The sequence below is a fragment of the Niastella yeongjuensis genome (assembly GCF_900110245.1).
In the GTDB taxonomy this organism is placed as follows: Bacteria; Bacteroidota; Bacteroidia; order Chitinophagales; family Chitinophagaceae; genus Niastella; species Niastella yeongjuensis.
This window is the reverse complement of record NZ_FOCZ01000011.1, coordinates 100,075-112,778: the sequence shown is the minus strand read 5'-3', so window position 1 is coordinate 112,778 and position 12,704 is coordinate 100,075. Positions and strand designations below refer to the sequence as shown.

The 12,704-nt window shown below is 44.6% G+C and carries 9 protein-coding genes; 2 read left to right on the top strand and 7 right to left on the bottom strand.

Annotated elements, in window-relative coordinates; genetic code table 11:
* Positions 1–21 precede the first annotated feature (21 nt).
* Positions 22–882, top strand: coding sequence for an FHA domain-containing protein (locus BMX95_RS25490; RefSeq protein ID WP_081197607.1), 861 nt, complete (start codon positions 22–24; stop codon positions 880–882).
* Positions 883–987: 105 nt separating this feature from the next.
* Here BMX95_RS25490 and BMX95_RS25485 read toward each other — a convergent pair whose 3' ends face one another.
* Positions 988–1,392 carry a nuclear transport factor 2 family protein gene (locus BMX95_RS25485; protein WP_081197608.1) on the bottom strand — a complete coding sequence of 135 codons (405 nt, stop codon included), beginning with the start codon at positions 1,390–1,392 and terminating at the stop codon, positions 988–990.
* Between the two features lie 476 nt (positions 1,393–1,868).
* Between BMX95_RS25485 and BMX95_RS25480 the strand changes: the two genes are divergently transcribed.
* A complete protein-coding gene (locus tag BMX95_RS25480) occupies positions 1,869–2,303 on the top strand; it encodes a response regulator (protein ID WP_081197609.1) in 435 nt (144 codons plus the stop codon).
* On the opposite strand, the gene BMX95_RS25475 is transcribed toward BMX95_RS25480, so the two are convergent.
* The 6 genes from BMX95_RS25475 to BMX95_RS25450 all read right to left on the bottom strand — a co-directional run bounded on the left by BMX95_RS25475 (position 2,290) and on the right by BMX95_RS25450 (position 11,734).
* Positions 2,290–3,267: a Gfo/Idh/MocA family protein gene (locus BMX95_RS25475; protein WP_081197610.1), complete on the bottom strand. Its 978-nt coding sequence runs from the start codon at positions 3,265–3,267 to the stop codon at positions 2,290–2,292. The genes BMX95_RS25480 and BMX95_RS25475 overlap by 14 nt on opposite strands.
* Before the next feature lie 145 nt (positions 3,268–3,412).
* Positions 3,413–4,783, bottom strand: a complete 1,371-nt coding sequence (locus tag BMX95_RS25470) for a DNA/RNA non-specific endonuclease (protein WP_081197611.1) — start codon at positions 4,781–4,783, stop codon at positions 3,413–3,415.
* A gap of 737 nt (positions 4,784–5,520) precedes the next feature.
* Positions 5,521–8,643, bottom strand: coding sequence for an efflux RND transporter permease subunit (locus tag BMX95_RS25465; RefSeq protein ID WP_081197612.1), 3,123 nt, complete (start codon positions 8,641–8,643; stop codon positions 5,521–5,523).
* A gap of 123 nt (positions 8,644–8,766) precedes the next feature.
* On the bottom strand, positions 8,767–9,849 hold the full coding sequence (locus BMX95_RS25460; RefSeq protein ID WP_081197613.1) for an efflux RND transporter periplasmic adaptor subunit: 1,083 nt from the start codon (positions 9,847–9,849) through the stop codon (positions 8,767–8,769).
* 11 nt (positions 9,850–9,860) lie between these two features.
* Entirely contained in the window at positions 9,861–11,141 is a 1,281-nt protein-coding gene (locus BMX95_RS25455) for a TolC family protein (RefSeq protein ID WP_081197614.1), read from the bottom strand.
* Between the two features lie 215 nt (positions 11,142–11,356).
* Positions 11,357–11,734, bottom strand: a complete 378-nt coding sequence (locus tag BMX95_RS25450; RefSeq protein ID WP_090519619.1) for a hypothetical protein — start codon at positions 11,732–11,734, stop codon at positions 11,357–11,359.
* Positions 11,735–12,704: the final 970 nt, after the last annotated feature.

The following is a 12,704-nucleotide window of genomic DNA, read 5'->3' as shown; positions in this document are numbered from 1 at the left end:
ACTATTTAATTAATAACCGTGATGAAAAACTTTTTTAAAAGGCTCCTTACGAACCCCACCCCCACATCGGAGCAAGGTGAACCAACAGCGGGGAGTAGTCCTGCGTTATCTATTCCAGCTACTAAGGCAAAGCGGGAAGAGATCACCAGGTTTATCATAAACGGTTTGAAGCCCTACATAGATGAAAAGGGACATACCATTGCCGGTTTGCGGTTATACATGCTGTGTAATAATAAAGAGTTGGAAGAAACGCTTAAGGTGGCGTTGTGCGATGATACACCGGGCATGTTCCAGAAAGATCACCTCGAACGCAAGCTGGTGAATAATTTTATTCAACTGGCGGGTGGCTGGTTTTTTGAACACCACCTGGTGACAGATAAACTGCCCGACTATTGCATCACGCATGGCACCATGGGGTTGGAAGTGATCCGCCGTGGGCAGGACCTGTTTCAACAATATTCCACTGCCCGTCTGCAGGCGCTGGTTGGTAAAACGGAGTTCCCGGAATATGAGTTGAACCCGCAGCAACAATTAAAGTTCAACATCGGCCGGTCGAAGAATCCGAAACTGTCAACGGGTAGGATCCATACCAACGATATTGTTTTCTGGGCGCAGGACGATCCGCAATTCGATGCGCAAAGCGGCGCTGCGAACCTGCATGTAAGCCGTAACCATGCCTATATATTATATAACCCACAGCTCGATAAATTCTTCCTCTTTCCCGACAAAGGCGGTCTGCCCGATAACGGCAACAAAACCCGCATCTATACAACCGATGACAAAGTGAAGTCGTTGAACGTTCCGGGAGTATCTCATGAATTACAGAACGGAGATCAGATTGAATTAGGAGGAGCTGCTATATTGGTGTTCCTTAAGAGTTAACTGGTTTAAAGTTGAAAGTTTAAAGTTCAAAGAATAACCTAATGGCTTTCAACCTTAAACTTTCAACTTTCAACTTTGAACTTAAAACTTATAACTGCAAAAGCATCACTTCATCGCTCTCGCACATGCCAGTGTATCAAAGCAATCTCTAAAATGAACGCATTCTTCATTTTCATTAAACTCATACGTCATACACCAGAAGCTTGAAAAACGTTTGTTGGTATTGCGGGCTACGGCATTAATGTGGCCGGAGCACATAACCATGTTGCCGTTTTCAAGAATGTGTTCAACGGTCATTTCAGATATATCGAGCGAATCAGCCAGTTTCGTAAAGAAGCTTTTTACATCTTCACGGCCATGATAAATGCCCGCGTATGGAATATCGGGCTGGCCCATTACTTCCCAAATGCAATCACGGCTCAAACTGTTAAGGATTGTATTGATGTCGCGGCGATTAAAGGCATCATACAACTGACTAACTTTTTGACCATAGTGAACGAGCGTTTCCATAATCAAATTTTTTTGAGGTGAATAAATAATTGCGGGATAAGAATTGACTGGGATAAGCGAATAAAAATAACAGCGGGTATTAAATATACTACAATTAACAGGCGATCGTAACAGCAGCTAAAGGGTTTATTTTTTTTAGCTGATCGTCGTCATAAAATACACTTAATTTAAAGGCATAACTTCAATGTATCGCTTTACCGTAAAATGACGGGAATTCATCGAATTTGTATGAAACATTTTTATTTTTCATACTTAGTTATTAACTTACTTCTTGATTGAGATTAAGTAATTAGCCCTTAGATCACTTTCATTTTCAGGATATAGGTTCTCTCTCTGATTAATAGTAAGTATTCTGTACCGATTCAAAACACTGTTATCTGAATTTTTGCAAGGATGAAAAACCCTTCTGGTAATCCTTTTGTGTAAATACCTCGTGTACTTAACTGATTTGTATTGTTTACTATTATTACAAAAAGATGAGTCAAAAACCTTTTATTTTAATCGCAGATGATGACCAGGAAGACCGTTATTTGTTGCATACAGCGTTTGAAGAAATTGGTCGATCTAATGATATATACCTGGTAGAAAATGGGTTGCAGGTATTTAAATACCTGGAAACCTCGTTTGAAGATTCAGGCATGCCTTCCCTCATTGTGCTTGACATCAACATGCCCATTCTCAATGGCATGGAAACATTGGCGCGATTGAAATCGCACAATATTTACAAAAACATTCCCGTAATTATGTTCACTACCTCGGTGCATGAGGTGGAGAGAGAGCGTTGCCTTGAAATAGGCGCGGCTGATTTTATAAAAAAGCCGGCCCGTTTTCAGCAAACCATTTCAACAGCCCGTTATTTACACGAGTCCGCCACTGGCACCACGCGCGAGGAAGCGCTTAAAGGCTGCTAAGCCCCGCGTTCAAAACAGTCTCTATAACTTTCATATTATTTACAGCATCCTGTAATGGGGTAGGAACCGGTGTGTTGTTCAAAACAGACAATGCAAACAGATCGCCCTGCAGGGTATATTGATCTACAGGATCGAATTGCATTTCTTCTACACCAGCTTTTGTATACAACCATAACCGGGTTACCTGGTTGGGGGGTGCATTGAAGGGAATTTCAATTTCAATACGGCCTTCGGTACCCATGATCTGTACCCGTTGATAAGGCATCAACTGGGTACTGCAGGTAAACGTGGCAGTGCCATTCGTAAACTCCAGTATGCCTGAGGTCATGGTATCGGTTTGCAAAACGGGGTCTGTGGTAACATGGCCCAGTACCCGAACCGGTTCGCTATCGAATAAGAAGCGCGCCAGCGAAACGCAGTAACAACCGATGTCCATCATACCGCCGCCGCCCAGGTCTTTCTGGTTCCTGATGTTATTGGGATCGGCATTATAGTAAGAGAAGAAAGAATGAATGGTTTTTAAGGGACCGATACGGCCGTCGTCAACCAGTTTTTTGGCCTGCACCCATTGGGGATGGAAGCGGTACATAAAGGCTTCCATTACTTTTAGCTGTGGGTTTTCCCCGGCAGCCTGTATCAGTTGAGTGGCCTGCTCAGCAGACAAAGCAATTGGTTTCTCGCACAGAACATGTTTGCCCGCTTGTATGGCTTTTAACGTCCACTCCACGTGCATATGGTTAGGGAGGGGGATGTATACCGCGTCAATATTTTTATCATTCAATAATTCCTCATACGAACCATACACCACCGGAATGCCCAGCTTGTTTGCCGTTTCCTGTGCCTGTTCTTTTTTACGGGAGGCAATGGCGACAATTTCGCAATAAACGCCGGTTTGCATGGCTGGAATTACTTTCTCCCGGGCAATCTTGGCAGTACTTAATATTCCCCATCTTACTTTTTTCATATGAGTGTTTTTTGGTGAAGTGGATCTTCGGGGCCAAAAGTAGCGAAAACGAGTTTAAAGTTTAAGGTTTAAAGTATAAAGAAGAAACCCCGCAATTGCGGGGCTCTAAACTTTAAACTTAAAACTTTCAACTTTGAACTTTCAACTATAAATTATCCACTTTAGCTTCAATTGCACTTTGAACCGAAGAAGAAACATTCGACAACAGATCATATCCGGTAGCTGATTCAATGGCATCAACTGTTGTGCGGTATGATTTCCAGTCGCTGTTAACGGTATTGATGTTAGGCGTATTTACAGCAATAACGCGGGTAGAAGAAGTTATACGGCTGAGGTCGTTATTGCCGCTGGGCATAACCACTACCACTTTCCAAACATGGTTGGGCACGGTAACATGACCACCGTCGATGGTGTTTACGGTACCATTGCTGCCGGTGCCGCCGGTTCCATATGAACCCATGATCACATACACTTCATTACCGGCTGTGATCAGGGTACGAATGTAGTTCTCCATATTGGCCCAGGTTTGCTGGTTGTTGTTAGGCGCCTGAGGGATCATGTTGGTCATTAAGAAAGTAGCTGAGTTGGCGGTTGTGGTAGAGGTTCTGTCAGCTGAAGGACAGTTATGTCCACGATCGAAACCACTGCCGCTGTAACTGGTGCTTTGTACCTGGTACCAGCCGGAAGGTAAGGTAGCATCAGCACGGAAATCATCCTGACGATCGGCACTGCCAAGGTCAGCTGATTTAATATGCCAGCTCACCCAGTTAGGCGTACCGCGGTCGCGGTGATAGCTGAGCGAGTAATAGGTTCTAACCATTAAAAAGTTGGTGTAGTTACTGGTGCTGGTAGTAGCATTGCTGGGGTTACCCAACAGCATGTTGTCGTCATCACCGGGTGTGCTGCCACCACCACCGCCGCCACCGCCAGTGGAAGAGTTGCTGATGGTAATGTCATCGATGTTGATGCGGTTGGTGCTGCCATCGGTTTTTACGATCGAAAAGCGAACATTACCGGTATAGCTAACGGTAAATGTAGCAGTCTGCAATGTGGTGCTGCTGGTGGTAATGGTACTGCCTACTTTGGTGAAGGTGCTGCCACCGTTAGTAGAAGCGCGCAGTTCCCAGGTGCTGTTGCCATCGGTACCAAACTTCGCGTGTTTAATGGTTACGCTGGTAGCGCCGCCGGTAGCGTCGAAATTCATGGTAAGGCTACCGCTGTTGCGAATACGGGCGCTTTGTGTACCACTTTTGACATCGGTCGACAAATTACCGATCAGGGCATCGTTGAAATTCCAGGAGCCGGATGATAAAGTAACATTGGCTGCAGCATACGCTGTTTTGGAACCTGATTCAAAACCTTCGGTAAGTGTAGTGGCTTCAGTAACGGGAGAAACGGTTGGTACAGGATCGTTGTTGGTTGTTGGTTGAAGCTCTTTTTTACAAGCTGTAAACAACAGGGAAAGCATAAGAACGCCGGTAAGCAACCGCAGTTGGATAGAATTTGGCTTTGTCATAAATAGTTAAAGGTTTAAAAAAAAGCGAAGTACGGCTAATGCGGTCAGCTGTGAGTTTAAGTAATTATTACAGCTGTTATATTCAAACACCCTTAACTTTTATATAATGACTTTACAGGAATGGATTAATTACTTGGAGCATATAAATCATTGATGGAGATCATAACGGCGTAGAAACATTGTGTACGATGGAAATTTGTGCGGGGGAAGAAAGCAGGTTCGTTTAGACAAGTGGGTTAAAAGAGGGGCTGGATGGAAATCCGCCCCCGTTTTAATCCAAAAATACTCTTTGAAAAACTAATGTAACATAATTCAAATTACACGCCAATCGTGTAATAAACTAGCTTTTGTATATTTAATTTACGACAATGTGAATTAATTTCCTCATTAGCGGAAAATATGTTCCTTTATTGAGATTCCTGATTTGAAGAATTCTCCCGCTTTCGGAAAGCACTGTAGTAAAGGACCATGTCGATGTTTAAAGCTTAAAACAGGCAATAAGGTTTAATGTAGATGCACCGTATTTTCCGCATCCTTTATAGATAGACGCTTCAAATAGTACAATAGATGCATGTGTTATAAAATAGAAACACCAAAACGGCCCGGTACCTTAAGATACCGGGCCGTTTAAATTGTTAATAGCCTTTATTTTAACTACTTTCTAATATTTAAAACAAAGGGCGAGCAAAGCCGCGAACAAATCTCTGCCCTTTGCCCTCTGCCTTCTGCCCTTCTCATCAATCCATCTTCTGCCCCAACTTCCTATAGCCCGCATAAAAGAACAATGGGAAGATGAGTAACGTTAATCCGGTAGCGGTTATCAATCCACCTATTACCACAATGGCCAGTGGCTTCGATGTTTCTGAGCCAATACCATGCGATAATGCGGCTGGTAATAAACCAATGGCAGCCATCAGGGCCGTCATAATAACGGGTCTTACACGGCTTTTCACCCCGTCTTTTATGGCCTGTTCCAGGGAATGACTGTCAAACTCATGTTTCTTTATCCTTTGCAGGTTGTTCTTGAACACCGAGATCAGGATAACCCCGTTTTGGATACATATTCCAAACAGGGCAATGAACCCGATGCCTGCCGATATACTGAAGTTGGTGCCGGATAGTAACAAAGCGGCAATACCGCCAATAATGGCAAACGGTACGTTTATTAATACTAAACCCGCGTCTTTTACATTGCCAAACATTACAAACAGGATCAGGAAAATGATCAGCAGGCTCACCGGAACTACCTCTGTTAAGCGTTTGGTGGCGCGTTGCTGGTTCTCAAAATCACCCGCCCATTGCATGTCATATCCTTTGTTCAGCTTCACCTGCTTTCCAACTTTGGCTTGTGCTTCGGCAATGGTGCTGCCCATATCGCGGCCGCGAACACTGAATTTGATGGCGCTGTACCGGCGGTTATCGTCCCGGAAAATAATACTGGGGCCCGTTAACCGTTCAATGGTGGCGATGTTCTTAACCGGTACCTGCGAACCACGCATGGTGGGGATCAACAGGTTGCTGATGGCTTCGGCATTGTTCCGGTAATCTTCCTGGTAACGCAGGCGAAGCTGGAATTTCCGCTCGCCCTCATAGATTTGCGATAAGGCTTTACCGCCAATGGCCATTTCAATGGTAGCATTGGCGTCTGCAGTGGTTACTCCATACAATGCCATCTTGCTTTGATCAAGATCTATACGCAATTCAGGCTGACCGATATTCCTGATAACGCCCAGGTCTTCCACGCCGGTCACGTGTTTCATTATATTATATACCTCGTACGCTTTCTTTTCCGTATAAGCCAAACTATCACCATAGATCTTTACACACAACGAACCCTTTACCCCCGATACCGCTTCTTCCACATTATCCATAATAGGCTGGGAAAAGTTGAGATCGATGCCGGGGAATACCGACAGCATGTGTTGCATTTTATCGATCAGTTGTTCTTTGGTAAGCCCGCTTTTCCATTCCCCTTTTGGATAAATGTCAACATGAAACTCTACATTGTAAAAACCGGTAGCATCGGTACCATCGTTTGGCCGGCCGGTTTGCGACATCACCTGTCTTACTTCGGGGAAGGTCAATATCATCTTACGCATCTTGTTGGCAATATCGCGCGATTCGTTCAGTGATACACTGAGCGGACAAGTAGCCCTGATATAGATCGCGCCTTCATCCAGTTCGGGTAAGAACTCGGTACCCAGGAATTTAAAGGAGAACAAACCCACTGCCACCAGCACAACCGCCACAATGATGCTGAGGCGTTTGCGCGCGTAGGTCCAGTTGAATTGCCACATTACGCCCCTGGTAAGCCATTCTACAAACACGTTGTGTTTTTCACGCACGTTTTTGCGAAGCAGAATACTACTCAAAAGTGGTATCAGGGTAAGCGTTAAGATCAGTGCGCCCAATAAGGCAAAACCGAGTGTCCAGGCCAGGGGCGAGAACATTTTGCCTTCCACCTTTTGAAAGGAGAAGATGGGTAATAAACCGGCAATGATGATGAGTTTTGAAAAGAAGATGGCTTTACCCAGTTCGCCGCCGGTGTTTTTGATAAGGCCCAGTTTGCTGAGTTTGTTGAACCGCAGCATGCCCATCTCATGCGCCTTACTATCCAGCAACACAAAGATCCCTTCCACCATTACCACGGCCCCGTCTATGATGATCCCAAAGTCGATGGCGCCCATGGAAAGCAGGTTGGCGCTCATGCCGCGTAAGGTTAAACAAATAAAGGCAAAGAGTAATGCCAGCGGAATTACAATGGCCACAATGACCGTGGTGCGCCAGTCGGCCATAAATAAAAACACGATCACCGTAACAAAAATGATCCCTTCCAGCATATTGTGCAACACAGTGTGTGTGGCAAAATTGATGAGGTCGTTGCGGTTGTAGAACGTATTGATCTTTACATCAGAAGGCAGCACTTTGTCGTTCAGGTAATCAATTTTAGCCTGCACCTTCTTGATCACCTCGCCTGGGTTCTCCCCCTTGCGCATCACGATAATGCCTTCCACTACATCATTCTGTTTATCGCGACCTACCTGGCCAAGGCGGGGCAGGGCGCTGATCTGTACATCGGCTACATCTTTTACCAGAATCGGCGTACCATTGATATTATCAACGATGATGTTGCCGATCTCATCTACGTTATTGATCAAACCAATACCACGCACCACATACGATTGCGAATTATCCACGATCACATCGCCGCCCACATTGATATTGCTTTTGGAAGCCGCGGTGTATACATCCAGCGGTGTAATATTATAAGAAGCGAGCTTTTGTGGATTTACTTTTATCTCATAGGTTTTTACTTCACCGCCAAAACTTACTACATCACCTACACCCGGTACTCCCAGCAGCTGACGTTCTATTACCCAGTCCTGCAGGGTTTTTAAATCTTTCACCGGTTTGGTAGTGCTTTGTAATGTATAACGAAAGATCTCCCCTGTAGGCCCGGTGGGCGGTTGAATATCGGGATCGGCGCCTTCGGGCAATTGCACATCCCGCAGCAGGTTATTTACCTGTTGCCGCGCGAACGGGTCATCCACATTATCATCAAAGATCACTTTTACCACCGATAGCCCAAATACCGTAGTACTGCGGACCGATGTTTTTCTTTGCACGGGGTTCATGGCCACTTCAATGGGAACGGTCACAAATTTCTCTACCTCTTCTGCACTGCGTCCTGCCCATTGGGTAATGATGGTGATCTGTGTATTGGTAACATCGGGGAATGCTTCTATCGGAATGTTCTTAAATGCCAATGCACCCCATATAATCAATATGAGGGTGGCAAGAAATATGAAGAGCCTGTTCTTTAGTGAAAAGGCGATGATCTTCTTTATGAATTTGTTCATTTTTTTGTGCTGCTTTTGGGTTCTTTAGGTGTACATAGTTTTTAGTTCTATGTTCTTGGTTCTTTGTTCCCGGCTTTTGGCTGTTCTCTCTGCCCTCTGCCTTCTGCCTTCTGCCCTCTGCCATCATTCACTCAAAGCCTGATAAATGAACACCTGGCTATTGGTAACAACCTGATCTCCTTCCTTCAATCCCTGAACATAGGCTTTCGCATCAACCCTTCTTATCAGTTGTATTTCTTTAATGTGCAGACCGCCGGTGTCTTTAACGATCACAAAGTTTTTGCTGTCGTCGAGTACGATGGCTTGTGAGGGAATGCTCAACAGACCGGATGACCCGCTCTGATCTACGTTTACTTTTACGGTCACAAACATTTCCGGCATCAATTCATTATTAGGATTGGGCATGCTGATGCGCACTTTCATGGTGCGGGTAGCAGGGTCCAGCACGTTGTATATTTTGTCGATCTTACCGGTATAAGGTTTATTGGGATTGGCCAGGGTGGTTACGGTTACTTCATCGCCCGTGTGAATTTTGTTGATGTCAGACTCGTATACATTGGCAATCACCCATACATTGGTAAGGTCGGCCACGGTGAACAGCGGGTTGTTGTTATCCTGCCGCACTTCAGAGTTGCCCGTGATATTTCTTTCAGTAACATAACCGGTAAGTGGTGCATGTAATTCGTATAGGGCGTTTTTGCCGCCGGTGATGGCCTGCACCTGTTTGGCTTTGTTTAGTTCAGACAGGGCCTTGTTGTATTCTACCTTTGCACTCAGGTAGTCCCGTTCGGTGGCCAGGTTGCCATCGTACAGGTCCTTGGTGCTTTCCATGTTTTTCTTGGTGATGGTCACATTGCTTTCGGCCAGTGTTACGTCGTTTGAACTGGAGGCTACTTCCATACTTTGCAGTACGGCCATGGTTTGTCCTTTTTGCACTTTGTCGCCCAGGGCTACGTTTACGCTTTTTATTTTACCGCTGGCCAGGGCATATACTTTAGCCTGGTGGTCTTCATTGGCCTGAATTTTACCATTCAGTTTTATCGATTCTTTTTCGGTTTCAACAGTTACCGGTGCGGTAGTTACATTGCGGATGATGCTGTCTAATGCGCCATTTTCTTTGGGCGTGGCAGCCTCGGGCCGGCCACAGGCAATGGCGGTTGTGATAACAACAAAAGCAGGAATGATGGTTGATTTATAGCTGATCATGATTTCTTTAATTATAGGTTTACGATAGGTTTTCCAATGGAGAAGTTCAAAGACTCTATGGCCTGAATACGTTCGTTCTGCAATTGATTCCATTGCAGCACATTTTGTTTGTAAGAGTCATAGAAGTCGGTGAACTCCAGTAAGCTGATATTTCTTTTTTCGAAATTCTCTGTGATGCTTTTTAATAATTTATCGAAGTCGTTTTGAAAATTCGGGTCAATAGCCTGCAGCATTTTTTCGGTGTTCAGGGCTTTGCCATAGGCTTGTTGCACTTCATTTTCAACAGATAATCTTTGTTGCGCCAATGCGGTATTGCTTTGGTCTACGGCAATTTTAGCGGCTTTTATGTTGCCCTGGTTGCGGTTAAAGAAGGGGAGGTCCATAGCCAGGGAAAAGAAGGTGGCATTGTTTACAAAACTGCCTCGTTTATCGAACTGGGCGCCGGCCATCAGATCGGGCACTGCAATGGCTTTTTGAAGGCTGTAATTTTGCTGGCTGTACACAAGTGAATTGTTGGCCAGTTGCAGATCGTACCGGTTGGTATAAGCGCTGTCGATAAGCACAGGTAACTGGTACTGACGGATGGAAGGGAGGGTGGCAGCCTGAACGTTGGTTTCAGGAACAAACCAGGTTTTATTGTTCTGCAGCAATAGTTGCAACTCCGCTTCCACATCGTTGAGCTGGTTTTGCAAGGCTGTTTGTTCTGTTTGCAGGTTGTATAAAAGTGATTTAACCCGTACCACTTCTTTAAGGGTGATCACGCCTTTAGCCTGCAATTCGGCGTAATTGGCGGTGAGTTTTAGCAGCGAAGCAATGGGCAATTGGTAAGCGGCAATGGCCTGTTGTAGAAAACCAGCCTGATAAAAATCGCTGTGCAAGGTATAACGCAGGGTGCGCAGCAGGTCGTAAAAACGGTTCTCGACCATTAATACACCCGTTTGCGCGAGTTTAATTTGTTTGTTGCGTTTACCGGCCAGAATAATGAGTTGTTGCACATTGGCGATGTACTCGCCGGTGGCGTTGCTTACATCGAACCACTTCTTTTGTTCGGGATTGTAGATGTTTGCAACCACCTGCAGGTTGGGGTTGTTGTAAACCCGGGCTTGTAATACCTGGGCGCGGGCGATGTCGATGTTGTATTTCTCTGCCATCAATTGCAGGTTTTTGGCAGTGAATTGTTTTTCTGCATCGGGTAACGAGATCCGCAACGTATCCTGCGCATTACTCTGCATTACAGAATAGAACGCGCAGGCAAAAACGATCACGAATCGTTTAAAGTCGGCGATTTTCATTGTAGCGATTTATTTGAATTAAATATTCTTATAGGGTTATAAGCAGGCTAAACCAAGGCGGGTATGTAATGGAATACAAATATAATTGCCTTTGAGAAGCTGTGGCGGGCTTCCCTGTTAAACGAAATACATGCGATGACAGGCCCAATAGGCACGGCATTCAGGCCCAATGAGTTGAACCTGAACTTGTGGTACATTACCTGTTAAACACCGGTTTAGCAGGCTTTAGGCGGAGGAATTACAATATGGGTGAAGCCGGCAGGAAGCTTATGTTCTATATAGCCGGTAAAAACTATTTCAGGATCTTCTTTAATGGCAACTTTTGTTTGTGCTTCTTCAAAGAAGGGATGATAACTGTAGTCAACGATCTTTATTACATGCAGGGGGCGGCCGGTATCATTATCCTCATCTTCGGGACTGCTGTCATAGTGGCCGAGAACATCCTGGTCAATGAACTCGATCAGGGTGTTGATATCATCTATCTGATTACCGGCATTGTCGTACATATCAAACTCCTCATCCATCTGTGGAATGAACATGGAGGTGTTGATGTGCGCGAACAATAAGATATATGCCAGTATCTTTCTTAGCATGAGGGTACAAAAATATAAAGTTAGTTGGGTTGAGGAAGTTTATATAGGGCTCTTAACAAGGAATTTACAACGAGAGAAGTGATGTGAGTGGTGAGTTGTGAGTGGTGAGTGGATGTCTGATGTGCGTGACTCAGGCACTTGTTCGGCAGATTTTGGGTTCGTGATTGTTAAAAAGTGTTAAAGAAAAGCAAACGATAAGGGTGTTGGTCACGTTTATTGATCGTTGGATACCATAGGTTGAAATAAGTAAAACCCAGTGGGAGTAAGGGTTTTGTGGTTGTGTGACAGGGTTTGGGATAATAAAACTGTGAAAAACGTGATTATGACAGTTAAAAGCAGCGCTGTACATTTGCATCACACTCAACGGTAGTACAGAGGCGAAGAGAAAGAAAAGAAGCGCTACCAGAGTTACTTCAACAAGATTTTTACCTTTTTTCATATGGCAAGCAATCGTTAGAGGCCGACTGTTTCTACAGACGGCTTTTTTCTTTTTACTCCTGTCCCGAAGGTAATAACGCCTATACAAAAAGATGAGGGATAATAATTTGACTTGGGGCATATGGATATATTCAGCAGGTATAATTAATTTCTTTCGATGCAACTGTTTGAAGTGATAAGTCGTCAAGTCAAATGAGATAGTTGTTAAACAGATATTTAAAAAGGTTTTCTGTACAATTATTTTAAATAAAAAAGGGTCAGCGATCATAGAGCGGAGAGGGGGTAATGCAGGCTGGCCGGGTGTTTTGCAAAGTTATAGCTGGGTTAGGGATAATAAAATGAAACAAAAGCTCGTTATAAAGTAAGTAAAGCGTGCATTACTTTTACATCATCAACCCGCCTACGCCAGGGCTTCGGCGGGCGAAGCGAAGAGCTTCACACTAAATAGATTTTTACCTTTTTTCATATGGCAAGCAATCGTTAGAGGTCAGCTGTTTCTACAGTGGACCTTTTTTCTTTTATAGGCAGTAGG

What these genes read in the sequence shown, in the direction of transcription:
- BMX95_RS25455 (WP_081197614.1), bottom strand. Translation starts at nt 11,141, where the DNA reads ATGAAAATCGCCGACTTTAAACGATTCGTGATCGTTTTTGCCTGCGCG.
- BMX95_RS25460 (WP_081197613.1), bottom strand. Translation starts at nt 9,849, where the DNA reads ATGATCAGCTATAAATCAACCATCATTCCTGCTTTTGTTGTTATCACA.
- BMX95_RS25485 (WP_081197608.1), bottom strand. Translation starts at nt 1,392, where the DNA reads ATGGAAACGCTCGTTCACTATGGTCAAAAAGTTAGTCAGTTGTATGAT.
- BMX95_RS25490 (WP_081197607.1), top strand. Translation starts at nt 22, where the DNA reads ATGAAAAACTTTTTTAAAAGGCTCCTTACGAACCCCACCCCCACATCG.
- BMX95_RS25475 (WP_081197610.1), bottom strand. Translation starts at nt 3,267, where the DNA reads ATGAAAAAAGTAAGATGGGGAATATTAAGTACTGCCAAGATTGCCCGG.
- BMX95_RS25480 (WP_081197609.1), top strand. Translation starts at nt 1,869, where the DNA reads ATGAGTCAAAAACCTTTTATTTTAATCGCAGATGATGACCAGGAAGAC.
- BMX95_RS25470 (WP_081197611.1), bottom strand. Translation starts at nt 4,783, where the DNA reads ATGACAAAGCCAAATTCTATCCAACTGCGGTTGCTTACCGGCGTTCTT.
- BMX95_RS25465 (WP_081197612.1), bottom strand. Translation starts at nt 8,643, where the DNA reads ATGAACAAATTCATAAAGAAGATCATCGCCTTTTCACTAAAGAACAGG.
- BMX95_RS25450 (WP_090519619.1), bottom strand. Translation starts at nt 11,734, where the DNA reads ATGCTAAGAAAGATACTGGCATATATCTTATTGTTCGCGCACATCAAC.